This is a genomic window from Flavobacteriales bacterium (assembly GCA_029248105.1).
In the GTDB taxonomy this organism is placed as follows: domain Bacteria; phylum Bacteroidota; class Bacteroidia; order Flavobacteriales; family UBA7312; genus UBA8444.
Map to the genome: position 1 here is coordinate 19,776 of JAQWJZ010000030.1, position 26,998 is coordinate 46,773.

Annotated in this window: 20 protein-coding genes; 14 read left to right on the forward strand and 6 right to left on the reverse strand. The window is 30.9% G+C overall.

Annotation, left to right across the window (positions count from 1 at the left end):
- Window positions 1-103: 103 nt before the first annotated feature.
- The 5 genes from P8I29_05185 to P8I29_05205 are packed head-to-tail and all read right to left on the reverse strand — an operon-like array spanning window position 104 to window position 6,146.
- Entirely contained in the window at window positions 104-313 is a 210-nt protein-coding gene (locus tag P8I29_05185; protein ID MDG1917196.1) for a hypothetical protein, read from the reverse strand.
- Window positions 306-1,118: an N-acetylmuramic acid 6-phosphate etherase gene (gene murQ / locus P8I29_05190; GenBank protein MDG1917197.1), complete on the reverse strand. Its 813-nt coding sequence runs from the start codon at window positions 1,116-1,118 to the stop codon at window positions 306-308. Before murQ ends, P8I29_05185 begins: the two co-directional genes overlap by 8 nt.
- Window positions 1,119-3,536 (reverse strand): thiamine pyrophosphate-dependent enzyme, encoded by a 2,418-nt coding sequence (locus P8I29_05195; GenBank protein MDG1917198.1) that lies wholly within the window; start codon window positions 3,534-3,536, stop codon window positions 1,119-1,121.
- Window positions 3,537-3,580: 44 nt separating this feature from the next.
- Window positions 3,581-4,435, reverse strand: coding sequence for a UbiA-like polyprenyltransferase (locus tag P8I29_05200; protein ID MDG1917199.1), 855 nt, complete (start codon window positions 4,433-4,435; stop codon window positions 3,581-3,583).
- 7 nt (window positions 4,436-4,442) lie between these two features.
- The gene (locus P8I29_05205; GenBank protein MDG1917200.1) at window positions 4,443-6,146 is read right to left on the reverse strand and encodes a hypothetical protein; all 1,704 of its coding nucleotides are present in this window, start codon (window positions 6,144-6,146) and stop codon (window positions 4,443-4,445) included.
- A gap of 140 nt (window positions 6,147-6,286) precedes the next feature.
- On the opposite strand from P8I29_05205, the gene P8I29_05210 reads away from it, so the two are divergent.
- From P8I29_05210 to P8I29_05275, 14 genes are read left to right on the forward strand one after another with little or no spacing between them, the layout of a single operon-like run.
- A complete protein-coding gene (locus P8I29_05210; protein MDG1917201.1) occupies window positions 6,287-8,137 on the forward strand; it encodes a DNA topoisomerase IV subunit B in 1,851 nt (616 codons plus the stop codon).
- Window positions 8,127-8,603 carry a hypothetical protein gene (locus P8I29_05215; GenBank protein ID MDG1917202.1) on the forward strand — a complete coding sequence of 159 codons (477 nt, stop codon included), beginning with the start codon at window positions 8,127-8,129 and terminating at the stop codon, window positions 8,601-8,603. Before P8I29_05210 ends, P8I29_05215 begins: the two co-directional genes overlap by 11 nt.
- Window positions 8,603-11,233, forward strand: a complete 2,631-nt coding sequence (locus tag P8I29_05220) for a DNA gyrase/topoisomerase IV subunit A (GenBank protein ID MDG1917203.1) — start codon at window positions 8,603-8,605, stop codon at window positions 11,231-11,233. Before P8I29_05215 ends, P8I29_05220 begins: the two co-directional genes overlap by 1 nt.
- A 46-nt stretch (window positions 11,234-11,279) precedes the next feature.
- Complete coding sequence (locus tag P8I29_05225) at window positions 11,280-13,658, forward strand: choice-of-anchor B family protein (GenBank protein MDG1917204.1); 2,379 nt, start codon at window positions 11,280-11,282, stop codon at window positions 13,656-13,658.
- Between the two features lie 11 nt (window positions 13,659-13,669).
- A complete protein-coding gene (locus P8I29_05230; GenBank protein MDG1917205.1) occupies window positions 13,670-14,491 on the forward strand; it encodes a prolyl oligopeptidase family serine peptidase in 822 nt (273 codons plus the stop codon).
- A 37-nt stretch (window positions 14,492-14,528) separates the two neighbouring features.
- A complete protein-coding gene (locus P8I29_05235; GenBank protein MDG1917206.1) occupies window positions 14,529-15,272 on the forward strand; it encodes a polysaccharide biosynthesis/export family protein in 744 nt (247 codons plus the stop codon).
- Window position 15,273: 1 nt separating this feature from the next.
- Complete coding sequence (locus P8I29_05240; protein MDG1917207.1) at window positions 15,274-17,616, forward strand: polysaccharide biosynthesis tyrosine autokinase; 2,343 nt, start codon at window positions 15,274-15,276, stop codon at window positions 17,614-17,616.
- The gene (locus P8I29_05245) at window positions 17,616-18,782 is read left to right on the forward strand and encodes a CDP-glycerol glycerophosphotransferase family protein (GenBank protein ID MDG1917208.1); all 1,167 of its coding nucleotides are present in this window, start codon (window positions 17,616-17,618) and stop codon (window positions 18,780-18,782) included. The genes P8I29_05240 and P8I29_05245 overlap by 1 nt, the downstream gene beginning before the upstream one ends.
- A gap of 1 nt (window position 18,783) precedes the next feature.
- Window positions 18,784-19,932: a glycosyltransferase family 4 protein gene (locus tag P8I29_05250; protein MDG1917209.1), complete on the forward strand. Its 1,149-nt coding sequence runs from the start codon at window positions 18,784-18,786 to the stop codon at window positions 19,930-19,932.
- 7 nt (window positions 19,933-19,939) lie between these two features.
- Window positions 19,940-21,097 (forward strand): O-antigen ligase family protein, encoded by a 1,158-nt coding sequence (locus P8I29_05255; protein ID MDG1917210.1) that lies wholly within the window; start codon window positions 19,940-19,942, stop codon window positions 21,095-21,097.
- Window positions 21,072-22,151 (forward strand): glycosyltransferase, encoded by a 1,080-nt coding sequence (locus P8I29_05260; protein MDG1917211.1) that lies wholly within the window; start codon window positions 21,072-21,074, stop codon window positions 22,149-22,151. The genes P8I29_05255 and P8I29_05260 overlap by 26 nt, the downstream gene beginning before the upstream one ends.
- Complete coding sequence (locus tag P8I29_05265; GenBank protein MDG1917212.1) at window positions 22,141-22,869, forward strand: polysaccharide deacetylase family protein; 729 nt, start codon at window positions 22,141-22,143, stop codon at window positions 22,867-22,869. The genes P8I29_05260 and P8I29_05265 overlap by 11 nt, the downstream gene beginning before the upstream one ends.
- Window positions 22,866-23,993, forward strand: coding sequence for a glycosyltransferase (locus P8I29_05270; protein MDG1917213.1), 1,128 nt, complete (start codon window positions 22,866-22,868; stop codon window positions 23,991-23,993). Before P8I29_05265 ends, P8I29_05270 begins: the two co-directional genes overlap by 4 nt.
- Window positions 23,994-24,004: 11 nt before the next feature.
- Window positions 24,005-24,568, forward strand: a complete 564-nt coding sequence (locus P8I29_05275; GenBank protein ID MDG1917214.1) for an aminodeoxychorismate/anthranilate synthase component II — start codon at window positions 24,005-24,007, stop codon at window positions 24,566-24,568.
- On the opposite strand, the gene P8I29_05280 is transcribed toward P8I29_05275, so the two are convergent.
- Complete coding sequence (locus tag P8I29_05280; protein ID MDG1917215.1) at window positions 24,562-26,994, reverse strand: putative LPS assembly protein LptD; 2,433 nt, start codon at window positions 26,992-26,994, stop codon at window positions 24,562-24,564. The two genes, P8I29_05275 and P8I29_05280, sit on opposite strands and share 7 nt — an antisense overlap.
- Between the last annotated feature and the right edge of the window lie 4 nt (window positions 26,995-26,998).

Genomic DNA, 26,998 nt, shown 5'->3' on the forward strand with positions numbered 1-26,998 from the left:
GTACCCTTTTAAGTCACCAAAATTTAAGCCAATGAAAGCTCTGCCACTTTAAGAGTGCCGTTTAGTTGGCTATTTCCTCAAGATAAAACGACTTTAGATTGATTTATTTTTTCTTATCAAAGAAAGCATCGAGTGTAGTTTTAAGTCCTTTATAGGCAAAGAAAAACAAGCATAAGATAAAGAAGATTCCAAGCCCTTTAAGCGCTATACTGTCCTTGCTGTCAGCAATAAAAATCGTAATGGCAGCAGTGAAAATGAAGAAGATAGCCATTGAAATCCACATCATACCGTTTGCTAATTTCTGTTTATCCATTATTCTGGTGTTTTTGTACAGCAGCTCTTACACTTCCTGTATCGTTTAATAATTGTTTTGCTGAGTCGTAATCCAAACCTGTTTCTTTAACTACCATAAGCGTACCTCTATCAACCAATTTGTTGTTACTCAACTGCATATCGATCATTTTATTTCCTTTCACTCTGCCTAATTTAATCATTACAGAAGTGGATATCATATTTAATACTAGTTTTTGAGCAGTACCTGCTTTCATTCGTGTTGAACCAGTAACAAATTCAGGACCAACAACCACTTCAATAGAATGTTTGGCAGCTTTTGAAAGGGGCGAGGCAGCATTGCATGTAATACAAGCCGTTAAAATGTTGTTTTTATTACATTCTTCTAATCCTCCTATTACATAAGGTGTAGTGCCAGAAGCAGCTATACCAACGACTGTATCCGTATCGTTTATGTTATAATCTAATAAGTCTTTCCAGGCTTGTTGGCGGTCGTCTTCGGCAAACTCAACAGCTTTTCTAATGGCAGAATCGCCACCAGCAATAATGCCAATGACTAAATCATGAGAAACACCAAAAGTAGGTGGGCATTCAGAAGCATCTACTATGCCTAATCGGCCTGATGTGCCAGCGCCAATATAAAACAAGCGACCACCTTGTATCATTCTAGAGTAAATACTGTCAATTAAAGGTTCTAATAGTGGGATAATTTGCTCAACTGCTGTAGCAACACTTTTATCTTCTTGATTAATCCCTTGCAACAAACTGAGGGTATTCATCTTTTCAAGATGATTATGGTTTGAGTCTTGTTCGGTTGTTTTCTTCATCTAAAGACTGGGGTATTTTGTAGGGTTGTGTTCGTGCATTATAGCATAAACACTTTCGAAAATATCGTCAGTATTAGGTTTAGAGAAGTAATCACCATCTTCACCGTAAGCAGGTCTGTGGTCTTTAGCAGATAGTGTTCTAGGTTCGCTATCTAAATGGAAATAACCTTTTTGCTCTTCGATTACTTTTTGCATCATGAAGGCAGTAGCACCAGCCGACACATCTTCATCTATGAACAAGACTTTATTGGTCTTTTTCAGACTCTCAACGATAGAGTGGTTAACATCAAATGGTAATAATGATTGAACGTCAATTACTTCACAAGAAATTTCAACTTTTTCTAACTCTTTGGCAGCTTCTGTCACTAATCTCCAAGTAGAGCCGTAAGTTACTAGAGTAATGTCAGTCCCTTGTTTAGTAACTTCAGGAATACCAACAGGCGTTGTAAACTCACCTAAATTAGCCGGTAATTTTTCCTTTAAACGATATCCATTTAAACATTCTATGACTATGGCAGGTTCATCGCTTGCTAACAATGTATTATAAAAACCGGCAGCTTTAGTCATATTTCGAGGTACAAGTACATGCATACCTCTTAAGCCGTTTAACATCATGCCCATTGGTGAGCCAGAGTGCCATATACCTTCTAGTCTATGACCTCTTGTTCGGATAATTAATGGTGCTTTTTGTTTTCCTTTGGTTCTATAATGAAGGGTAGATAAATCATCGGACATTCCTTGGAAACAATACAAAAGGTAATCTAGATATTGAATTTCTGCAATAGGTCTAAGTCCACGCATAGCCATGCCAATTCCTTGACCTAAAATAGTAGCTTCTCTTATACCTGTGTCAGATACTCGGAGTTCGCCAAATTTTTGTTGTAAACCTTCCAACCCTTGATTAACACCTCCTATTTGACCACTATCTTCACCAAAAATCAGTACTTCTGGATTTTTAGATAATATAGAGTCGAAGTTATCTCTTAAAATTATTCTAGCATCCACTTCTTCAGAATCATTGGAGTATTTAGGTTCAACAGCTTTAACGCTATTTATAGCTTGTGTAGACTGACTGTACAAATGAGAACTGTACCTTTCTTGATTTTGCGAATTCCATTCAGATAATAAACTTTTTAATTGTGTTTTTGCGTTTCCATTTTCACCTCTAACAAGGCGTAAAGCTGAACGAATGGCGCTAAAAATGTTTTTGCGATGAGGATTAAGTTTAGCATCAAACTCTAACTTTTCTTTAATCGGTTTGATGAATACTCCATTTGGGCTTTCATTAATAAGATTGTCCAATAGGCTGATAGCTCTGTTAAGTTCTTCAATAATTGGTGTTTGATAGGCTTTCCAGGCCTTGTTTTTTTGTTTAGATACCTCTTTCTTAATGTTAGACCTTAGAACATCTAACTCTTCTTCTGAAGCTATTGAATTTGAAACGATCCATTGTTTAAACAATTCTATGCAATCAAAGTCTGTTTCCCACTGTAAACGTTCTTTAGATTTATACCTTTCATGAGAACCTGAAGTAGAATGGCCTTGAGGTTGTGTCATTTCGGTAACATGTACTAGAACAGGTACGTGCTCATTACGAGCAATTTTTTCAGCTTTTTCATAAGCTTCAATAAGAGCAGGATAGTCCCATCCTTTTACTTTAATAATCTCAAAGCCTTTATTCTTCTTATCTCTTTGAAACCCTTTAAGTATCTCAGATATATTTTCTTTAGTAGTTTGGTGTTTGCTATGAACAGAAATACCATAACCATCGTCCCATACCGAAATTACCATTGGAATTTGTAAAACCCCAGCAGCATTTATAGATTCAAAAAAATGACCTTCTGAAGTAGAAGCATTTCCTATTGTACCCCAAGCTATTTCATCTCCTGATTTAGAAAAATTATCCCAAGTTTTAAGTAATTCATTTTCTCTATAAACTTTTGATGCTTGTGCTAATCCTACTAGTCGAGTAATTTGACCAGCAGTACACGAAATGTCAGATGCTGAATTGTATTGTTCAGTTAATTTTTTCCAACTACCATCTGCATTCAATGATTGTGTAGAAAAGTGGGCTACCATTTGCCTTCCGCCAGATTGCGGTTCGGCATCTATATCGGCATGACCATACAAAGCAGCAAAAAACTGATTGATATTTAACTCTCCTAAGGCCATCATTAGAGTTTGATCTCTATAATAACCTGATCTGAAATCCCCTTTCTTAAAACACCTAGCTAAGGCTATCTGTGCCAATTCTTTACCATCACCAAAAATTCCAAAACTCCCTTTGCCAGAAAGAACTTCACGCCTTCCCATCAAACTAATTTCTCTGCTCTCGCATGCAATTTTAAAATCCCTTAGTACAGATGATTTAAAATCATTAAATGTTAATTCTTGTGAATCATTATTTTTCTTTGCCATAAACCTTGGGATTTGAATGAGCGAAATTAAGAAAAAAAGAGGATTTAGATAAGTATTTCTATAACGACAAAAACACCAAAAATAATAGATGCTATTCCATTCGTTGTGAAAAATGCTATGTTTACTTTACTCAAGTTTTTTTCAGACACTATATTGTGCTGATACGCTAACAATAGGGTGAAAATAGAATAGCCAATCCAATATAATAATTGAGTTTCAAAAAGAGTACCTGCTAACAATAGGCTAGAAGCAGTTAATAGATGTAAAAAACGACTCATTAGCAATGCATTTTTACGTCCTAAGGCTACAGGAATAGAATGCAATTTATGCTGACTATCAAAGGTATCGTCTTGTAATGAATAAATAATGTCAAAACCTGCCACCCAAAATAAAACGGATATAGAAAAAAGAATCGGTAAAATTGCAAATTCAGCGGATACCGCTAAATATGCACCTAAGGGAGCTAATGATAAACCTAAGCCTAAAATAATATGACATAAAGCTGTAAATCGTTTGGTATAACTGTACCCTAATATCACTAGTAGAGCAATAGGTGAGAGGTGAAAACACAGACTATTAATGAAATAAGTTGTTAGTATAAAAGCTAAGCAGTTTAAAATGACAAATAATAAAGCAGATTTTGGTTTTATTGTGCCGTTTGGTATTTCTCTAACTTGGGCTGTTCTAGGATTTTCTAGGTCTATATCTCTATCAATATATCTGTTGAAAGCCATAGCAGCAGAACGGGCAAAAATCATACATAAAAGAACATAAATCAATATGCTCCAATCGAAACCGTATCGGCTACTAGCTAAATAATAGCCAATAATTGCAAAAGGTAATGCAAAAACGGTATGACTAAATTTTATGAGAGAAAGGTAATTTTTAATATTTGCCATTAGTAAATTATTTAGCCCAAACGGCTCTGTACATCAATTGCTTTTCACTTGCTTTGTCTTGTTTTTCTAAACAATAAATAGGGTAGTAGTGTCCGCATTCTAAGTTCACATCAACAGTGTTAAAGCGTTTTTTGATTGTCATTTTTACCAAACCTTTGGAGTCTTTCAAGAGGTCGCTTATTTTTTGCCCTTTAATTTCTTTACCATCAATAGCTAGTATTTCATCTTCAACAGCTATTCCTGAATTATCGGCAATGCTGCGATTTTGAATTTTCTTGATGATATGCTTGTTGTTTTCTACAATGGATATGAAACCAAACTTATTGGCAGATGGATTAGGGTTGTTTGTCTTAACTAATTCAAAACCAACTATTTTCATTGCAGACTTTAAAGATTCAGTATAGTCTTCAATTCCATAGATGTGATTACTAAACACTTCACTAACGTTCAATCCGCCATATTCTACACATAAATTTTGGAAGTCGTCTTCTGTATATCCTGTTGTTAGAAAGTCATCATAAAGGCGTTTCATAACATCATTAAGAGAGTGTTTGCCATCAGAATGCTCTATGATGAATAAATCAATCATGAGCATATTTAAAGCGCCATCGGCATAAATAGAGGTTTTTCTATTGGGTATTCCTAAAGAGTAGCCATCAAGCCAAGAGTCAAAGCCACTATTTGCGACCGACATATTATGTCTTCCATCGTTTTCATAGTGGCGTTTTAAATTTTCGTTTTGTGTTTTAATAAACTGCCCCCAATTAAATACACCACTTCTCTTAAGCATAAGGTCTCCCATATAAGTGGTAACACCTTCTGCTACATATCCAAGTCTTGAGTAGTTTTCCTTAGAGTAGTCGTAAGGCAGCATTTCCTGAGGCCTAATAGCCTTTATGTTCCAAGTGTGATAAAGCTCATGAGAGCAAATTCCTAGAATGTTATCGTAATGTTTATCAAATACATCTTCGGTATTTCCCATTAAAATGACTGTGGAGTTAGTATGTTCTACCCCATGATAACTTCTGTATGGTGTGATTTGAAATAAGAAATAATAGTCATCCACAGGAAGTGTGCCGAAATTTTCAACTTGCTCTATGGTATATGCTTTAAAATCTTTAGATAACCTATCTAAATCTGGATTACAAGGCCCTTGAATCCATAGATGATAAATTACGCCATTAACATCATAATTAGCATATTGCATACTATTTGAAGCTATGAATGGTGATTCGGCCAATTGATCAAAACTATTTGCTGTAAGAAAACCCTTGTCATTGATTTTCATGCCACATGCTACTTTGTAGTCATCTGGAATATCTAGTTCAACTTGATGTTCTTCATTTTCTCTTCCTACAACAAACAAACAGCAATTCACTGGATTTACATAAAGCTGATTTTCATCCAAATAGGAAGAACCAGCATCTAAAACGTTTGCGTAATAATTATACGTAACAGTGACTTCATTAATACCATTACAATCGACTTCCCAACGGTCTTTTGTTGTTTTTCTAGAGACTAGTTCAAGCCCATTTTCATCAAAAGCATTCCATTTCTGAATATTTTTAGCAAAATCGGCTAATTCATATCTGCCTGGCCTCCAAGATGGAAGCTGAAAAGTGAGAAGATTTGCTCCATTTGTTTTAACTTTTAAGTCAATATCAATGAAGTGATTGTGAGCTTTGGTATATGAAAAAAGATAGTGCATCATGAGGTTGAAAATAGAGCCCAAATATACAGATTCTTCGTTGAAAACTCTGTTAATAAAGTTGGTGTGCTTTAGGATTTCATGAAAGGTGTTTTTTTTACTTTTACAATCCTATATTTTTTTAGGAAATTTAAAGATAGTTAATGGCAGAAAATCAATATACAGAAGACAATATCCGTTCGTTAGATTGGAAAGAGCATATTCGCCTTCGTCCTGGTATGTATATTGGTAAGTTAGGTGATGGTTCTTCTGCCGATGATGGTATATACATTCTTATCAAAGAAGTTATTGATAACTCCATTGATGAGTATGTGATGGGTAATGGTAAGACAATAGAAGTATCCATTCGAGACAAGAGGGTTACAATACGAGATTATGGTCGTGGTATTCCTCTTGGAAAAGTTATTGATTGTGTATCTAAAATCAATACTGGTGCCAAATACGATTCTAAAGCGTTTAAAAAATCAGTAGGTCTTAATGGTGTAGGAACAAAAGCAGTTAATGCACTGTCAAGCCATTTTAAAATACAATGTGTTAGAGATAACCAAACCAAAGTAGCAGAATTTGAAAGTGGGGTTATTATTAACGATTCTCCTATTGAATCTAGTACCAACAGAAAAGGTACAAAGGTTACTTTTACACCTGATCATTCTATATTTGGGAATTACCGTTTTCTCAATGAATATGTTGAGAAAATGCTATGGAATTATTGTTACCTAAATCCTGGTTTAACAATTATCTACAATGGTGAAAAATTTTATTCTGAAAACGGTTTAAAAGACTTACTAGAACAGAATATTGATTCTAAAATAGTTTATCCTGTATTACACCTGAAAGGAGAAGACATTGAAGTGGCGATGACTCACTCTCAGAAAGCTTATGGTGAGCAATATTATTCTTTTGTCAACGGTCAGCATACTACTCAAGGAGGAACACATCAAGCAGCTTTTAGAGAAGCAGTAGTTAAAACGGTAAGAGAGTTTTATGGCAAGAATTTTGATGCGGTTGATATTCGACAAAGTATCGTTGCGGCAGTTAGTATAAAAGTAATTGAGCCTGTTTTTGAATCCCAGACCAAAACAAAATTAGGTTCAAATGAGATAGGGCCAGGAATGGTTACTATTCGTACGTTTATCAATGATTTTTTAAAAACACAACTAGATAATTATCTTCATAAAAATCCTGAAACAGCAGAGTTGTTTTTGAAGAAAATTATTGAAGCAGAGAAAGAAAGAAAAGCATTAGCTGGGGTTAGGAAGTTGGCAAAAGAACGAGCTAAAAAAGCTAACCTACACAATAGAAAACTCAGAGATTGTCGTGTTCATCTGAATAATGAAAAAAATGATAGGCGATTTGAAACCACATTATTTATAACTGAGGGTGATTCAGCAAGTGGTTCTATAACCAAAGTCAGAGATGTCATTACTCAAGCTGTATTCAGCTTAAAAGGCAAGCCCTTGAACTCTTATGGTTTGACAAAAAAAATCGTTTATGAAAACGAAGAGTTTAACCTACTTCAAGCAGCATTAAATATAGAAGATGGCTTAGAAGGTTTGCGATATAAAAATGTCGTTATTGCTACTGACGCAGATGTTGATGGTATGCATATTAGATTATTACTTATAACCTTCTTCTTGCAGTTTTTTCCTGAGCTGATAAGAGAAGGCTACTTGTATATCCTCGAAACTCCATTGTATAGAGTCAGAAATAAAAAAGAAACCGTTTATTGTTATTCAGAACAAGAAAGGGTAGATGCTATTAACAAACTTGGTAGAAATCCTGAAGTAACACGATTCAAAGGTTTGGGAGAAATATCACCTAATGAGTTTAAGCATTTCATTGGAAAAGATATGCGTTTAGAACCAATTATTATTGGTAAGAAAATGAGTGTTGAAGATTTGCTTTCATTCTACATGGGCAAAAATACGCCTGAAAGACAAGAATTTATAATAGAAAATCTAAGAGTTGAAAAAGATATTAGTAATGAAGAATAACGATTTGTTTTCATTTGAAAATAAGCTCAATTTTGTAAAGAGCTTATACATAGCAATGCTGGTAGGATATATAATCATTCTATTGTTTTTATTTTTTACCAATGGTTCTATACAAAATAATATTCAGGATAATTATTTATACATTTTACTTCCTTTATTTATTCCTATATTCTTGTCAATGGTTGGTCTTAATAATTTCAAGATTGAAAAAAATGCTGAAAATGTCAAAATATACTCTGATTGTATTGTCATGAGTAGCTTTTCAGATAAATTCAATAAAAAAATGATAATTAATCTTCATGAGCCATTCGACAAAAATATTACTATATCTCATTTTGGATTAAGGAAATCCCTTATCATTAGACAAAACATCAATGATAAATTAGTAAGTGGTAAAATAAATATCTCTCTTTTATCTAGCATTCAGCACAATGATTTACAAGAAAAATTAAAAAGTAATAAATAGTGGATAACACCTCTGAACATAACGATTTACCACAAGACATTTCTCATGTAAACGGAATGTATAAGAACTGGTTTTTAGACTATGCTTCTTATGTTATTTTAGAACGTTCAGTTCCATTGATTGAAGATGGTTTAAAGCCTGTACAACGACGTATTCTTCATGCTTTAAAAGATCTAGACGACGGTAGATTCCACAAAGTAGCAAATGTAGTAGGACACTCAATGAAATACCACCCTCATGGAGATGCTTCTATTTATGACGCTATGGTCCAAATAGGTCAAAAAGATATTCTACTTGATTTACAAGGAAACTGGGGAAATACACTTACTGGTGATAGTGCTGCAGCAGCTAGATATATAGAAGTTAAATTATCCAAATTTGCTCTAGAGGTTGTATATAATTCAAAAATTACTGAATTCACTCCATCATACGATGGTAGAGGTAAAGAACCCGTTGCACTACCCGTTAAATTCCCACTACTTCTTGCACAAGGTGTTGAAGGTATTGCTGTCGGTTTATCAACCAAAATTTTACCACATAATTTTAATGAATTAATAGATGCTTCTATTAAAATTTTAAAAGGAAGTAAGCCAAAGATATACCCAGATTTTCCAAATGGAGGAATGGCAGACTTCTCTAATTATAACGATGGTTTAAGAGGAGGGAAGGTAAGAGTTAGAGCTAAAATTGAAGTTCTTGATAGCAAAACTTTAAAGATTAGTGAGCTCCCTCATGCTACAACTACAGTTTCTTTAATTAACTCCATATTAAAAGCCAACGATAAAGGGAAAATTAAAATTAAAAAAATTGACGATAACACTTCAGAGGGAGTTGAGATATTGGTTTATTTACCAGCAGGTGTTTCTCCTGATAAAACTATTGATGCTCTTTATAGTTTCACAGACTGTGAATTAGCAATATCACCATTAGGATGTGTTATCGATAGTGACACCCCACGTTTCATGGGGGTGAGCGAAATGCTTCAAGTTTCTACTCAAAATACTTTAGAGCTTCTAAGGAAAGAGTTAGAAATTAACCTTAAAGAACTTCAAGAGAAGTGGCATTTTTCATCTTTAGAAAAGATATTTATAGAAAACCGTATTTATCGTGATATTGAAGAATGTGAAACTTGGGATGCCGTTATTAAAGCAATTGACGATGGATTAAAACCACACATTAAACATCTTTTAAGAGAGGTTAACAAAGACGATATAGTTAGGCTCACAGAGATAAAAATTAAAAGAATCTCGAAATTTGATAGCTTTAAAGCGGATGAAGATATTCTGAAACTAGAAGATCAAATAGCTATCATAAAAAATCATTTAGATAATCTTGTTGATTATGCTATAGATTATTTTAAAAACCTTAAAAAGAAATACGGTGAAAAAAGAGGTAGAAGAACTGAGATAAAAACATTTGACAACATTATTGCCGCTAAAGTTGTCGCTAAAAATCAAAAGCTTTACGTTAATAAAGAAGAGGGTTTTATAGGAACAAGTATGCGAAAAGATGAATTTGCATTCAACTGTTCTGACATAGATGAAATAATAGTATTCAGAAAAGACGGAAAAGTAGTTGTGACTAAAGTTGATAAAAAGACTTTTGTTGGTAAAAACATTATACATCTAGCTGTATTTAAAAAGAAAGATGATAGGACAACTTATAATATGATTTACACTAATGGAGTAACCAAAAACTCCTATATGAAACGTTTTCATATAACAAGTTCGACAAGAGATAAAGAATACGATCTTACTAAAAATGGAAAAGGAGAAGTTCTTTATTTTACTTCAAATCCAAATGGAGAGGCAGAAAAAGTTACCGTACACTTAAGAGCTTTACAACGTTTGAAAAAGTTAAAATTAGATATAGATTTTTCTGAACTAGCAATCAAAGGCAAATTATCAATGGGTAATTTGGTTTGCAAATCACCCATTAAGAAGATAGAGCTAAAAGAAGAAGGTGTTTCTACCTTATCAGCCAGAAAAATTTGTTTTGATGAGTTAATAAACAAGTTAAATACAGAAGAAAGAGGCAAATACTTAGGGGAATTTGAAGCAGATGATAAGATCCTTGTTATTCAAAAATCAGGGGTTCTTCAATTATTAAACTTTGATTTAAGTAGACATTTTAATGATGACATTCTTCTTATTGAAAAATGGAAGCCAGAAAACCCTTTAACGGCGGTGTATTTTGATAATTCAAAAGAATGTTATTATGTCAAGCGATTTATTCCTGTTAATTCTGATAAGTCCATAACCATAATTAGTGACTCTAAAGGTTCTTTTCTTGAAATAATAACTTCTCACCCTTCGCCAGAATTAAATATTTCCTTTGTCAAGGAAAGAGGAAAAGATAGGAAAGAAGAGCATTTAGTTCTTAAAGATTTTATCGCTGTAAAAGGTGAAAAAGCACAAGGCAATAAACTCAGCTCAAAGAAAATTCACAAACTCAGTTTGATTGAAAAAGAAGTTGAACAGAATGAAGAAGAAGTTGTAGAGGAGATAAATAAAGATAAAGATTTTGTAAAAAATGATTCATCTGACGAAATTAAAACAGAATCTGAATCTGATACAAAAATAATTATTGACGAAGATAGCACTGACAATCAGTTCAAACTCGAATTATAAACTTACTCAAAACCATTTGAGTATATTTGTACCAAACTTTTATATTATGAAAAAGCTATTTATTTTCACCTGTCTTATATTTTCTCTGACGGCATTTTCACAAAGTAGCAGTAATATTTCACTTGTAGGTTTATTAGATTACGCGGGTACTGAAGGTAATGACGTTTGGGGATATGTCGATTCTACGGGAAGAGAATATGCCTTAGTTGGTTTGCAGAATGGCTTTTCTGTAGTTGACTTATCAGACCCTGCTAACCCTACAGAATCTTTCTTTATTTCAGGAACTCAATCCATTTGGCGTGATATAAAAGTATGGGAACATTATGCATATGTAACAGCTGATGAAGGAAGTGATGGTTTGTTGATTGTTGACCTAAATGATATGACTGGAAATACATATCTTTATACAACCACAGACATTAATAATGATTTAATCTTCAATAGAGCACATAATATTTATATTGATGAATTTGGCAAGGCTTATTTATTTGGTGGTGATGTTGGAGGTAATTCCGTAAATAATGCTGGTGCTCTTATTTTAGATGTGACTAATGTTTCACTAGAACAAGGAAATGTTGTTCTACCAACTGTTTTAGGAATTTTTGACAATTTCTATTTACACGATGGTATGGCGCGTGGTGATACATTATGGGGTTCAGCTGTATATGAAGGAAACTTCTTCGCAATAGATGTATCAAACCCTGCTGAGCCTGTAATATTTAACGATAGTCTAGCTTTTCATCAAACGCCTAATGCTTTTACTCATAATTGTTGGATATCAGATGATGGTAATACTTTATTTACAACTGATGAGAAAAGTGGTGCATATATAGCAGCATACGATGTTTCTGACTTAGAAAATATTCAAGAAATAGACAGAATTCAATCTTCACCAGAAATAGGAACTGTTATTCCTCATAATGCACACGTATACGGAGATTTTTTAGTGACTTCATATTATAGAGATGGTATCGTTATTCATGATATATCACACCCAAATAATATGGTAGAAGTAGGGCATTATGATGCTTTTGCAGGAGGAGGAGATGGCTTTGACGGATCATGGGGTGCATATCCCTATTTGCCTTCAGGGTTAGTGCTTTCGGCAGAAATTAATAGTGGTCCAAATGGAGTTGGACAATTATTAGTTTTAGATCCTGAATATAAAAGAGCAGCCTTTTTAGAAGGTACAGTAAAAGATTCACTTTCAGGAAATTCATTATCAAATGCTTCGGTTAGAATTTTATGGTATAGTGTCACAACTTCATCAACAAATTTGTCAGGAAATTACTTTATGGGAGTAGAAAATGCCAATACATTTGACGTTGAATATAGCAAAGAAGGTTATTTCACAGATACTGTACAAGTTACCTTAATTAATGGCGAGATAGTAACTAAAAACGTTTCTCTGTTGCCAAAAGATTCATTTTCAAAAACGGGCAAAATTGTAGATAGTCAAGGTGTAGGGATTCCAAATTGTAATTTGTTTATATCAAGTAGTTTCTATGAAGATTCCTTAATAACCAATCAAAATGGAGAATTTTCACTTGATACGTTGTATCAATCTGACTACTCAATTTATTATGGAAGTTGGGGTTTTCGTACAAAATGTGAAACGATAACAATTTCAAATGATAGTTTACCAATAGTTCTTCATTTAGATTATTCATATTACGATGATTTTACTTTTGATTTTGGTTGGATTATTTCTGGAAATTCTTCAAGCGGTATATGGGAGATAGGCAACCCAAACCCTACAATTGAAGACGATGAAATTTATAATCCTAGTGATGATATTGATAACGATTGTTATATCAATGCACTAATTACTGGTAATGCACTCGGAGGCGGATCTACAGCTGACGATGTGGATGATGGATATACACAAATAACATCACCTATTTTTGATTTGACTTCGTATAATAACCCTGCTATAAAGTATTTTGAATGGTTTGCTAACGGAAGCGGTTGGTCAGACGGAGATGATTCTTTAAATGTATTCATCTCTAATGGAATAACTTCAAAAATGGTAGCTTATACTGTAGGTCAGATGAATAACCAATGGATTGAGAAAAATATTAATGTTTCTAATTTTCTTGAGCCAACATCAGAAATGACAATTTCATTTAAAGTCACCGATTTTAATCCATACAATCATTTAGTAGAAGCAGGAATTGACGGATTTGAAGTTTATGAAGATAACACAGTGTCAATAAATAGCAAATTCCTTGATAAAAACACCATCTATCCTAATCCAGCAGAAAATGAAATAAATATTTCTATCAATGGGTTAAAGAAGATTTATAATCTTTCAGGAACGCTTGTCTTGTCAACACACGAAAAAATAATTGATGTTACTAAATTAAAAGCAGGAGTATATTTTATAAATTCTAACGAACATTTTTATAAATTCGTTAAATTATAAAAATCGTCACAATGAAAACTTTTGTTATCTCAAGCCAAAGAAACAAAAACATTACTCTTGATATTAATTTTACAAAAACTATACAGGATCCATTAGTTATTTTTAGTCATGGTTTCAAGGGTTTTAAAGATTGGGGGCCATTTAATGCGATTTCTAATATTTTTGCTCAATCTGGACTGAATTTTCTTAAGTTTAATTTTTCGCACAATGGAGTTTCAAATGAAAATTTATTAGAATTTACTGACTTAGATTCTTTTGGTAGTAATAATTTTTCTATTGAATTAGAAGATCTAGAAAGTGTTATTGATTGGGCAACAAATAATTTAGCTGATAAAGTTGATCTTGATAGAATATATTTATTAGGTCATAGTAGAGGAGGAGGTATTTCCATCCTAAAAGCTTCAACAAATACAAAAGTCAAAAAATTAGTTTCATGGGCAAGTGTAAGTGATTTTGAAAAAAGAATCGAAAATGATAAAGTTAATCTATGGAAGGATAGGGGAGTAGTCTATGTTTTTAATAGCAGAACGAATCAGCAAATGCCACTATATTATCAGTTTTACGAAGATTATATCAATAATAAGTCGCTTTTTTCTATACCTAATGCATGCCGTATGTTAACTATACCGACTCTGATTATTCACGGTGACGAGGACCAAACAGTAGACTTTTCAGAAGCAGAAGATTTACACACTAATATTAATAACTCTCAATTATTAAAGTTGGTAAACTCAGATCATGTTTTTAATGCAAAGCACCCTTTTGATGAAAATTCTTTCTCAAATCAGCTTAAAACAGTAATTGCTGAAAGTATTTCTTTCTTTAAAAATTGAAATCCACTATATTTGCTAGTACACTAATTACCTAAACATGTTTAGAAATACCTTAACATACTTATTATTTATTTTCTTATTGTCGTCTTGTATTACCAACAAGGACTTGGATATCTTTCAAGTTAAACAGGATTCTGAAATAAATGTTTTTGAAAATGTCAATGAATTATCTGATGGTGACTTGATATATGTTGAAATAAAATCATTAACACCAACTAATTATGATTTTTTCAACAAAGGTCAAGATAATTCAAACTCAAAATTACTTAATCCGTATGTTTATGGCTATTTAGTTAATGATTCGGGTTTTGTTTCTCTCCCTATATTAGGTGAGATATATGTTCGAGGTAAATCTATACAGGAAGCAGAAAAAACAATAAAAAATGTATCGAAAAATTATTTTTCCAACCCTTTTGTTAAAGTTGTTTTACTAAACTTCAATATCACTGTTTTAGGCGAGGTTAATAGCCCTGGTAAGATAAATGTCGTGGATCCTTCAATGAATATTATCGATGCAATTGGTATGGTAGATGGATTTACTTCAATTGCAAACAGAAAAAAAATTAAAGTTATTCGATTTGATGGTAAAAAACCACAGGTTTATACTATAGATTTAACGGATACTAATGTATCTAACTCTGAGAAATTTTTTGTAAAATCGGGTGATATAATAACGGTAGAACCTGTTAAAAAACGATTTTTCGTAATTAATAGCTTGTCATCAGGGATTTCGGTAATCATTTCAAGTTTAACTCTTTACTTTTTACTTACAACAAACTAATATGGCTAAATTACTAGATGAAGATTTTATTCCAATTAAAAAGTTTGTTTTTTTAATTTTAAAAAACTGGCAATGGTTTATTGTAAGTATATCCTTATCATTACTAGTTTCATTACTTATAAATAGATATTCAGCTAACATTTATTCTAATTCAATTAAAATGAATGTTAATAATTCTTCTAGTGAAATAGATCCACTAGAATCCGTATTGGGTGAAAAAACATCAAGATTCAATTCGGTAAATTTTTCTGATAAAATATTTATGATAACCTCATATCCTTTGGTTTACAAAACAATCAATGATTTGGGTTTTGATGTAGAGTATTTTATACAAGGTAATATTAAAACAGCAGAATCTTATAAGTATAGACCCATAACATTTAACCCTTTAATTTTTAATAAAAAATATGGGCAAGAATTTAATATTGATTTAATAAATCAATATCAATATTCTATTGAATCTGATTTGTTGATGAAGAAGACCTACAATTTTGATGAAGTAGTAAATACTTCTTATGGCTCTTTTTCTGTATCTCTTAATGATTATTTTGAGCTAGAAAAGATTAATGATTATCCTGCTTTAATTGTAAAGGTTAAAAACCCGCATTCTATTACTAAATATTACAAAGACAAGATAAAAGTTAATAGACTTTCAAAGGAAGCTTCAATAATAAATATATCTATAGAAGGGGAGGACTTGGTTAAAGAAACAGAGTTTTTGAATAAGCTTTGTGAAAATTATATTCAAGATGATTTAAATACTAAAAATCAAGTTTCTACTAACACTATTAAATTTATAGATCAACAATTAATAGAAATTAAGGATTCTTTAAATTTAATTGAAGCACAATTACAGATTTTCAAGAAAAATAATGGAGTAGTTCAAATAAGTGTCGAATCAGAAAATTTCTATGGTGATATTAAAGATTTACAAAATGAAAAATCTAAATTTTTAATTGAAAATAAATATTTCAAATATCTTTCAGATTATCTGAACAAAAAATCATCCTTTGAAGATATAATTGTTCCTGTTTCTTATGGAATATCGAATAACCTATTAAATGATTTAATTACACAGTTAGTTGACTTACAGCTAGAAAGAGATTTACTGAATCCTAACGGTACACTTATAAACCCTGTTGTTTCAGAGCTTAATGGTAAGATTGATAGATTAAAAGGTACACTTAATGATATGATTTCTAATTTGAAATCTAAGAATAGTATCTTGATAAACGACTTGACAAAGCGAATTAAAGTCTCCGAAGAAATGCTTAAAACACTGCCTAGTGTCGAAAGGGAACTCATAAATATTGAGAGACATTACGAATTGAGTGAAAACATCTATTTGCTTTTAATGACTAAAAGAACCGAGGCTGGCATATTAAGTGCTGGGAATGTGTCAGATGCCAAAATTGTAGAGCCAGCAATTATTCAATCAGGAGTGTTAGTTTCCCCTAATAAATCACAAAATAATATTCTAGCATTGTTGATAGGAATATTTTTGCCCTTTACAGTATTTACTCTTATTGAGCTGTTTTATACAAAAATAACTAGCTCTAACGATATCGAAAAAAATACTAAAATTCCGTATCTAGGTTATGTAGCCAGTAATAATACGGGTTTTGATTTGATAGTTAATGAAAAACCTAAGTCTAGGATTTCAGAATCCTTCAGAAATATTAGGTCAAATATCGAATTCATCTTGCCTAAACATAATTTTGGTAAGACAATGTTATTTACTTCATCAATTAGTGGTGAAGGAAAAACCTTTTGCGCTAAAAATCTTGCTACAGTATATGCTATTTCTGGAAAGAAGACTATCATTATTGGTGCTGACTTAAGAAAACCAAAAATGTATTTAACCTTTACTGATCAAAATGATGTTGGTTTATCAACTTTTCTTTCCGGTCATTCTACTAAAGATGAAATCATTCAAAATTCTAAAATTGAAAACCTAGATTATATTACTTCTGGACCTATACCTCCTAATCCAGCAGAATTATTAGGGAGAGATAAAATGAAATCATTCATTGATGAACTTAAAAATGAATATGATTATGTTATTATAGATTCTCCTCCTGTATTTATTGTTTCGGATTCAATGTCTCTTATGGAGTTTGTTGACTTAAATGTTTATGTATTGAGACAAAACTATACTAAACGCGAATTATTAAATTATGCAAATAGTTTTTATGATTCTGATAAAGTCAAAAACATATCTTTAATTTTAAATGATGTGGATTTCTCTAATAATTACGGTTATAATTATGGCTATAACTATGGTTACAATTATGGCTATAATTATGGATACAATTATGGTGGCGGATATTATGATGAAGACTAATGAGGATTTTTTATTATATCCAGTTTTTTACTTCACTTTCTTTTTATCGTTCATTAAGACTTTTATTCTATTTTACTTCTCATAATAGAACGGATGTTTTTTATTATTATCCTCAGCATTTTAATACTAAATCTGAATATCCTTTATCTCTTTCGCCATTAATTAAAAGTACTGAGAATAACCGACTTTCTTTTTTGGTAATTGAAGAGCCTAATATATTTGTTAGAGAAAGCCGTTCTAGAAAGGCAGTGCCCATTGATTTTATATGGATTTTGGCATTATTTTTAAGAAAGTTTTACAGGGGTAATGATTATAATCTAATAGACGTTAAAATTGGTAAACTTTTGTCAAAGGTATTACTCATAAATCGTGATGTTAAAAACATAATAACTGTCTCTCAAAGTTTTCAGTCTATTTTTAGAGGTATGTTTCCCAATGCTAATCTCTATGATTATCAGCATGGTTTAATTTCATCAAAATATTATGGTTATATAAATGGAAACTCCATTGCTCAACACATCACTAATAATCAATCAAATGTTTTGCTTTATGGTCAAGGGTTTAAGAATAAGTTGTTGAATATCAGAGGAGGGGAGTATTTTCAAAATCATTCCTTTGTCATTGGATCTATCTACGAAGAATACAAAAAACCAAGAGAATCATTTAATGGAAATGTATTGTTTACTTTACAATTTACAGAAAGTCATTCCTATGAGTTCAATAAATTCCTATTGAATAAAACTATCGAATTATTCGAAAAAATTAAGTCTAGTAAATTAAATTTAACCATATATCTAAAATCGCACCCTAGATTTGATAAAAATGTTGACACTAAGATGTTATACGAATATAATTTTGTTAAGTGTGCACCTGAAAATTTAAAGGATTGTTTTAAAATTTGTAACCTACACATTACGGAGTATTCTTCAGTGCTTTTCGATTCTATTACTGAAGGAGTACCTACTTTATTAACAGCATTTTCTGAAGAAATGAATATTTATGAAAGGGAATATTCTTTTACTAGCTGTAAATTAAGTCTAATTGATAACTTTAATAAAATCAATAACGACAATTTCTATAAAAAAATAATTGATGAGCAAGTTAAATGGTCAAAGGAATTGTATCAACCTTTTGATGAAAAATATTTCATAGATTTAATAAAATAAGATGATTGATTATATAGTAATAACGCCATTTTTTCCAAGCAAGGGTTCTTTTAGGGGTTCTTATTTGTTGGATCAGGCTAAAGCTATACAATCCAATTCAAATCATAAATTAACGGTAATTATATTATCCTCTTTTTTTAAGAAATCAGATGAAAATTATACTTTTGAAGGAGTTAATTGTATAACGTTTCAACTTCTAGATTTACCTTCTTTTATTTTTCCAGGTATTTTTCATTCTATAAATCTATCTAGGTTTAATGTCTTTTTGAAAAAAAATGGCTTAACTCCTAATGATAAGTCTATTATTCATGGACATATTAATTATCCATCCTTAAATTTTTTAGATTTCTTTTCTAAGAAATATAAATGCAAAACAATTTTGCAGCATCATGGTTTAGATATATTGCAAACGCAGACAGGTTTAAGATTACCATTTTTAAAAAACATTCAAAATAAAATCATTTTAAAGCGATTTAAAAGCTTTTCGACTTACATAAGCACACATATTGCAGTTAGCAGTGTTGTCAAGGCAGAGCTAATTAAAATCGTGCCAAAACTAAAGAATCGTTTATATGTATGTGTTAATGGTGTAGACACCTCCAAATTTTATGTTGACTCACTAAAAAAAACAAAAAATTCAAAGTTTATCATTGGATGTGTTGCAAATTTTTGGGAACTAAAAGATCATATTACTCTTTTAAAAGCGGTTAAAATATTAAATGATGAAGGTGTTAAAAATATACACCTAAAGTTAGTTGGAAATGGAGAAACGTTTAAGCAATGTTTTGAATATGCTAAGAATAACAATATAGACTGTGAATTTGTAGATGAAATAAAGCATAGTGAATTACGTACATATTATAATCAATTAGATTTGTTTGTACTTCCTTCAAAATACGAAGCTTTTGGATGTGTATATTTGGAAGCATTAGCTTGTGGAGTGCCATTTATTGGAGTGAAAAACCAAGGTATAGAAGATGTTGTTCCTGATGGTTTGAAAGATTTTCAGCTTGTAGAAAAGAATTCTCCAGCTGATTTATCAAAATTGATTTCCTACTTTTATTCAAATAATTTGACTATTAAATTTGATGAAATATACAACATTGATAATACTATTAGACAAATGTTAAATCATATAAATAATCAATAGCGCAGATATGAATAACATTATAAAATATTTAGCTTTTATTTTTCTGATAAATAATATTGTATTTAGTATAAGTGGGTTTTATGATTATGCAGAATCGTTTTTTCTAATCTTTATGGGAGCTTCCTTATTGGTTGTAATGTATTCAGTTAACATTTTGAAGAATGTGATTTTTGATAAATCATTTCAATTATTTTTCATTTTAAATTTCTTAAATCTAGTATATTATCTTTTTATTGAATTGGGAGATTTTGAATCTTTAAAATATTTATCTGCAAGGTTTGTACAATTCTCTATTTTTTCAATTTCTATTTATTCTTTAAAAGAAGATTTTCCATCAAAGTTTATTAAACTTTTGAAAATCATTACAATAGGATCTTTGTTCATATCATTACTATTCAACTTTCCAAATTTTGAGTCTAGGTATATGGGTATTTTTTTCAACCCAAATGAATTTTCTATTATCATGGTAATAGGTTTCGCTCTTATTCTCTTTACAGAAAATAAAACCACAATTAATTATTTGATTCTAACACTATTCTTGCTTGTTATCGTTTTATCTGGATCTAGGTCAGCAATTGTAGGTCTTAGTCTTGCCATTATTACCTACGTCCTTCATTATAAATCAAGGAACTTAAATAATATTATTTTCATTGTATTAACTATGATAGCTTTCTCTCTTTTGGGCGGTCAAAATAATGCTATTCAAAGAATGTTTGATGTAGACTTGCTTGTTAATAGAAGGTATGAATACCTATATGCAATTGATACTTTTTTACAAAAACCAATATTTGGTCATGGACTAAAGAATTATGCTTTTATCGATTTTTCATTAATTCAATTTAATGATGTACAAATTGATTTTGGTGCTCATAATGGATACCTTTCAATATTAGTACAATACGGTATCATTTTTTCAATAATATTCTTCAGTGTTTTTATTTATTTCCTAAACAAAATTTATAAATCTAAAATTGAAGCTTTTGGAGAAAATATTTTGCAAACCAAGTTTTTGTTTTTTTTAATTTCATACACTTTAGTTAATGGAATGTTTGAAAATACCCTTATCGGAATTAATTTTTTTCAGAGTAATTTGTTTTGGATTACTTTAGCTTATTTATTATTTGTTTTATATCATAAAGATGAAAGTAATAGCATTTCTGACTGAACCAGCTTCATATACAATTGATTTGGTTAAAAATGTTCATATACCTAATCATATTTCGTATAAATTTTTGTTTGACCTATCTTACACTAGATTAGAATCAAACCTAATTAATAATGATGATTTATTTTTGAATAAAATACCTATTGTAAGTCGTTTTCAAACAATTAGAGAAGACTATATAAATCATGATGCTATTGTTTTTAATGGTTATGATTCTGTTTCTTTCCTCTTATTATGGTTGGTTCATATTTTCTCGAAAAATAAAAAACCCATTGCTATTGAGTCTGATACTCCTTTAAAAATACCAGCTAATTTTTTTAAACGAATAGTTAAAAGGTTGTATTTAAACTATTTATTTAAAAATCCATATCTACATGGATTAGCAGGAGGTAATAAGTCACAAAAGCAATTGTTTAGTCATTACGGAATGTCTTTTGAAAGAATTCATTTTTTACCAATGGTAGTTGATGTTAATCAATTTAATTATCTGCCTCAGAGAAAAAGACATACAAAGTTTTCGTTTCTTTTTGTAGGACGTTTCATTCCATTAAAACAAATTGAGTGTATAATTGATGAGTTTTTATTGAAATTTAAAAATGACAGTAGCGTACAGCTAATTCTTGTTGGAGATGGGGATAGATATTCTAACATTTTTGAAAACTATTCTAAATTTGAAAATGTCATATTCAAAGGACGATTATCGGGAAAGGCTTTACAAAAAGAGTTTGAATTGGCTCACGTACTTGTCTTAGCTTCTAATAATGAAAATTGGGGTTTAGTTATTAATGAAGCAATGTCTGCAGCTATTCCCGTGTTATCTAACATAGGAATTGGTGCTAATCATGATTTAATTGATGATAAAGATACTGGCCTTACGTTTGATTCATCGATTGAGGGAGATTTGGCTAATAAGATGAATATCATATATAAAAATAAAGACTTGTATCAAGTATGCTCAAAAAATGCATATTCATTAATGCATGAATATTGGAATTTTAACCTTTATTCAAAACAATTAAAATTGGCATTATCTAAAATGATAAATGAAAAATAAACTGAGAAATATTTTACTTCAGCTAGGTTCGTTTTTATATTCTAATAAGGATAGTAAAGTTTTATTTTATCATGATATTCATAAAGCTAACACTTATAGCCAGACATCAACGTCATTAGATCTCTTTATGGAGCACATTAAGATAATCAGAGCTGAATCCTTTGAAATTGTTTCAGAGATAACTAGAAAAGAAAATCAAATTAAATTGCAACTTGATGATGGTTATAAAGGTGTTTATGACTGTTTGGAGTATTTAATTGAAGAAAAAATACCGATTGAGATTTTTATAATCACTTCTGAAATTGGTAATCCAAATTTCTTAAATGAAAAGCAAATTTTAGAACTTTTAAATAGTGGGTTAGTAAAAATATCATCTCATTCTCATTCACATTTAGAGTTAAATCAGATAGATAAAAAGTCTCTCAAATATGAGTTGGAAAAATCGAAAGAAATTATAGAAAGTTTAACTAAAACAACAACAAATTCTATTTGTTATCCTTTAGGTAAATTTTCAAGTCAAGTGATTAAGGAGTGTTCGTTATCAAATTATGAATTTCAATATTCATCATTAGCAGGTTCTTATTATGATAATCCCTTTGAAAATGTATATAGAAGAAACCTTGTTCAATTTGCAAATACTAAAGAGTTGAAATTAGTACTTAAAGGTGCTAATTCTATTTTTAATAAATTGTATTTTGCGAAGCATTTCTCAAGATGAAACTAGTTGTTGTTATACCATATTTTTATCCAGCCTATGTTTATGGCGGCGCTGTTTTTGCAGCATATCATTTAAGTCATAAAACGGCTCAAAATGATGTTGATGTTGAAGTCATAACAACTAATTTAAATGGCAGTACTAAACTAGACGTAACACCTAATATTTTAACTTCACTTAATGGCTTTAAAGTTAAGTATTACAATAAATGTTTGATTCCTTTCTTCTCCTTTAAAATGATTTTTGGATTAGCAAATGATATTCTAAAAGCAGATGTTGTTCATATTCAATCCATTTATTCTTTAAGTACTCCTTTTGCTTTATTTCATTCATATATTCAAAAAAAGACCACTTTACTTTCTCCAAGAGGGAGTTTAACCACTTATTCATTTAAACATAGGGGAATGATGAAAAAATTGTGGATAGCTTTTCTCATTAAGCCTTTTGCAAAGAGAATACATTGGCACGCCACTTCTCAAAAAGAAATAGATGATATCCGTCATTTTTTTCCTAATGCTAAAATTGAATTAATACCTGATGGTGTTGATTTTGAGGAAAGCAAAATAAAGCACGTTTGTAGTGAAAAGTGGCAAAATAGCTTTTACATTGCTTGTCTAGGAAGGATTCACAAAATTAAAGGCTATGATATTATATTGAAGGCAATGCCTGAAATAATAAAATCCCTCCCTAAACTAAAGCTATTCATAGCTGGAATGGATGAAGGAGAGTTAGATAATCTTCAGCGATTGACATTAGAATTAAACATTGAAAACAATGTAGAGTTTCAAGGTCCTTTGGAATCAGATGATAAAAATTGTTTTTTGAAATATGCACAGTGTTTAGTAATGCCTTCTCATACTGAAAATTTTGGGATAGTAGCAGCTGAGGCTTTGAATCAAAAAACACCTGTTATTGCATCAAAGCATACTCCTTGGGGTGTATTAGAAACTAAGCATGCCGGTTTTCACATTGACAATACGCCACAGGCAATGACCAAAGCCGTAATCACCTTATTACAAGATGTTGAATCTTATAGAAAAAATACAAGCCATGTTGTTGAACAATTTTCATGGGATAAAATAGCCGAAAGTTATAAATCAACTTTATTAAAAATATCTAAAAGCTAAAAAGTTATTTGATGAGAATATTATTGGTCGATAATTACGATTCTTTTACATTCAATTTGTTTCATCTAATACAGGGCAAAGTTTCTTCAATTGATGTAGTACGAAATGATAAACTCGATTTTGATAAAGTTCATCAATACGATAAAATTGTTTTATCACCAGGTCCAGGCATTCCGTCAGAAGCTTCAAAACTTAAACCTTTAGTAGAGTTTTTTTCAATGTCTAAGAGTATTTTAGGAATTTGCTTAGGTCATCAAGCGATAGGCGAGGTGTTTGGCTGTAAAATGCTCAAAATGAGCAATGTAATTCATGGCTCTAAATCCTTTTTGACGACTTATGACACCGATGATTACTTATTTAAAGGTTTAAAAAATCCAATTCAAGTTGGACATTACCATTCATGGATTCTTGACGATAAGACGATTTCTAGTAATATAAAAGTTATAGCCGAGAGTGAGAACTTAATTATGGCAATTACTCACAAACAATACGATGTGAAAGGTTTACAGTTTCATCCAGAATCTATTCTAACTCCCCAAGGAGAAAAGATTCTAGATAATTGGTTGACTTATTGATAGTCGTACCAATCTTTTTTCTTTTCCCATTTTAAATCTTGTAATACCGAAGCTTTTACTCTAATTGTGAAGTTATAGCTCTGTCTAAATCCAAAAGGAATCCATTTTACCAACATTTCCCAACAATGTAAATCTCTATATATATTTAATGATGTGTAACTCAAGTCTTTAGCGTCAAAATCATATCCAGAGTTAAAACCAATTTTCCATTTGTCAGTAAGTTTAAGATCTCCTGAAAAATTTAGAGATTGATTTAATTTTTGAGTTATTGATTGTTTATTGTAATTCATGGTATAATTCACGCTTAAGTTCCAAGGAATATCAAAGTCTACGTAATCAAGCCAATGTGTAATATCGTTTTCTTCCTTTTTAGCACCTCCATTTAATCTAAAATTTAAACTTGTACTGGCATTTGTTAATCTGGCAGGCAAATAGGTGTCCGAAAAATAATATTTATTGACTCGGCTACCATTTATATTTTGATATGGGTCATAAGTGCTACTAAAAGTGATGTCAAACTTATTAAACAATCGTGTTCTACCATTAATTAAAACATTGCTGAACTGCATAGAGTCAGCTAGGAAGTTATAACTTGTTGAAACATTTAGACCTTCTAATAGTTTTATTTTCTTGATAGGGTTAATAGTATCTTTCGATAGTGTTTTCATTTCAAGTATGTTCCCTAATGAGAAACGCATAGATCCGTTTGATTGGCTCCCTGGTGATCCATAAATACCATTTTGATAATAAGAATACTGTTGAGTGTTTCCTAGGCTGTCAATCTGAACTTCATCGAAAAAGTTAAAATTATTAGCTGAAAAATCTGGAGAATAGCTCAATGAAACGGAAGGACTTAATACATGCCTAATTGCCTTTACTTTTTTACCATTAAAATTAAACATTCCATAAAGCTTTGTGCTAACTGATAAACTGTAGGAGTAATTGAATGCTCTATAAAAGCCATTAACAGTGTCTGTGTTTAATTGATTGTCTATCCATTGTTTTTCTGTTCTATCAAAATACCATCGTTCACGATAACTAAATGATGGGGATAGATTGAAGTATTTGAATGCAGTTAATGAAGTTGATACCGGAATATTATGTACAATACCATTTCTAAATTTTGTTAAGGTAGAAGGCTGAAAAAGTAAACTATCAGCAATAGAAATTGTATTTTTAAAATTACTAGAATAATTTACGGATAATTTATCGTACCATTTGGGTTTATTACTTTTATTAAAGCGCTTTAAGGGATAAAAACGGTTTAAGTTAAAGGCTACTTCTGGCAAACTTAAATCTACTTGTTTTGAAAGGGTATTTTGACTGTGTCTAAGATTCATAGACAACGCCGATGACTTCCAATTTCTAGAGTATGATAAGTTAGATTGAAAAGTATTGCTTAAATAGTCTTTATCAGAAAAAGAGTTGTTTTGTTGATAAGAACTACTACCAGCGTTTATATTTGCTGAAAAACGTCTGTTCAGATTAGCTTTAGCATCTTGTTGATGTTTCCACCTAATAAAAAAGTCTCTTTTATCGGTATTGTTACCCACTAAAGGATTACCATTTTTAAGGCTTGAATAACTTAAATTGAAATTTCCTTGATATCGATATCTCTTTTTATAATTTGAATTGGCTTTTAAATTCCAAGATCCTTTAGTATAAATGTCGCCAATAATTGATAAATCCATGTAATCACTAATAGCAAAGTAATAGCCTCCATTTCTAAGAAAAAAACCTTGATTAGAAGATTCACCATAAAAAGGAAAGATTATTCCTGAACTCTGTTTCTTCTGATTTGGAAAGAATCCAAAAGGAATTGCTAATGGAGTAGGAACACCACCAAACTCAAGCACTGCTGGACCAGTAATAATCTTTTTGTTAGGAATGGTCTTAATTTTATTTGCTTTAATAGAAAAATGAGGTATTTCGGCATCGCAGGTGGTATACCTTCCTTTGGAAGTGTAAACAACATCGTCGGGATTTTTCTTCACTTTTTCTCCAAGAATATAACTGTCACCCTCTTGAGTACGAACTTCTTTTATTATTCCTTTCTTAGTGTTAAAATTATATGTTATCTCTTTAGATGTAAAACTTTTTCCATCTTCAGTAAATACAGGAAATCCATATTTTTCTCCAGTACTATCATTAACTAGGCTTTTTGCAAAAACAATATTTTTATCTGAATCGAGTTCAATGTATGCGGCTCTAAGTGTTATTGATCCGTATTTAATTTCAGCATTATTATATAAAAACACTTTGTTGTATTCAATATCATAATCGATAGAATCCTGAGCAGAGCTTATCACTTGTTCTTCAATTTTATCTTCTGAAATTAAATCAGAACTAATACTCAGAGAATCGCTAATAACTTCTTGTGCATTGCTTGTTGAAAAAACAAATAATGAGAATAAAGAGTAGCACATAAAA

Coding starts and splice junctions, on each gene's coding strand:
- P8I29_05210 (MDG1917201.1), top strand. CDS start 6,287: ATGGCAGAAAATCAATATACAGAAGACAATATCCGTTCGTTAGATTGG.
- P8I29_05225 (MDG1917204.1), top strand. CDS start 11,280: ATGAAAAAGCTATTTATTTTCACCTGTCTTATATTTTCTCTGACGGCA.
- P8I29_05280 (MDG1917215.1), bottom strand. CDS start 26,994: ATGTGCTACTCTTTATTCTCATTATTTGTTTTTTCAACAAGCAATGCA.
- murQ (MDG1917197.1), bottom strand. CDS start 1,118: ATGAAGAAAACAACCGAACAAGACTCAAACCATAATCATCTTGAAAAG.
- P8I29_05245 (MDG1917208.1), top strand. CDS start 17,616: ATGAGGATTTTTTATTATATCCAGTTTTTTACTTCACTTTCTTTTTAT.
- P8I29_05270 (MDG1917213.1), top strand. CDS start 22,866: ATGAAACTAGTTGTTGTTATACCATATTTTTATCCAGCCTATGTTTAT.
- P8I29_05265 (MDG1917212.1), top strand. CDS start 22,141: ATGAAAAATAAACTGAGAAATATTTTACTTCAGCTAGGTTCGTTTTTA.
- P8I29_05215 (MDG1917202.1), top strand. CDS start 8,127: ATGAAGAATAACGATTTGTTTTCATTTGAAAATAAGCTCAATTTTGTA.
- P8I29_05260 (MDG1917211.1), top strand. CDS start 21,072: ATGAAAGTAATAGCATTTCTGACTGAACCAGCTTCATATACAATTGAT.
- P8I29_05185 (MDG1917196.1), bottom strand. CDS start 313: ATGGATAAACAGAAATTAGCAAACGGTATGATGTGGATTTCAATGGCT.
- P8I29_05255 (MDG1917210.1), top strand. CDS start 19,940: ATGAATAACATTATAAAATATTTAGCTTTTATTTTTCTGATAAATAAT.
- P8I29_05235 (MDG1917206.1), top strand. CDS start 14,529: ATGTTTAGAAATACCTTAACATACTTATTATTTATTTTCTTATTGTCG.
- P8I29_05205 (MDG1917200.1), bottom strand. CDS start 6,146: ATGATGCACTATCTTTTTTCATATACCAAAGCTCACAATCACTTCATT.
- P8I29_05240 (MDG1917207.1), top strand. CDS start 15,274: ATGGCTAAATTACTAGATGAAGATTTTATTCCAATTAAAAAGTTTGTT.
- P8I29_05250 (MDG1917209.1), top strand. CDS start 18,784: ATGATTGATTATATAGTAATAACGCCATTTTTTCCAAGCAAGGGTTCT.
- P8I29_05200 (MDG1917199.1), bottom strand. CDS start 4,435: ATGGCAAATATTAAAAATTACCTTTCTCTCATAAAATTTAGTCATACC.
- P8I29_05275 (MDG1917214.1), top strand. CDS start 24,005: ATGAGAATATTATTGGTCGATAATTACGATTCTTTTACATTCAATTTG.
- P8I29_05230 (MDG1917205.1), top strand. CDS start 13,670: ATGAAAACTTTTGTTATCTCAAGCCAAAGAAACAAAAACATTACTCTT.
- P8I29_05195 (MDG1917198.1), bottom strand. CDS start 3,536: ATGGCAAAGAAAAATAATGATTCACAAGAATTAACATTTAATGATTTT.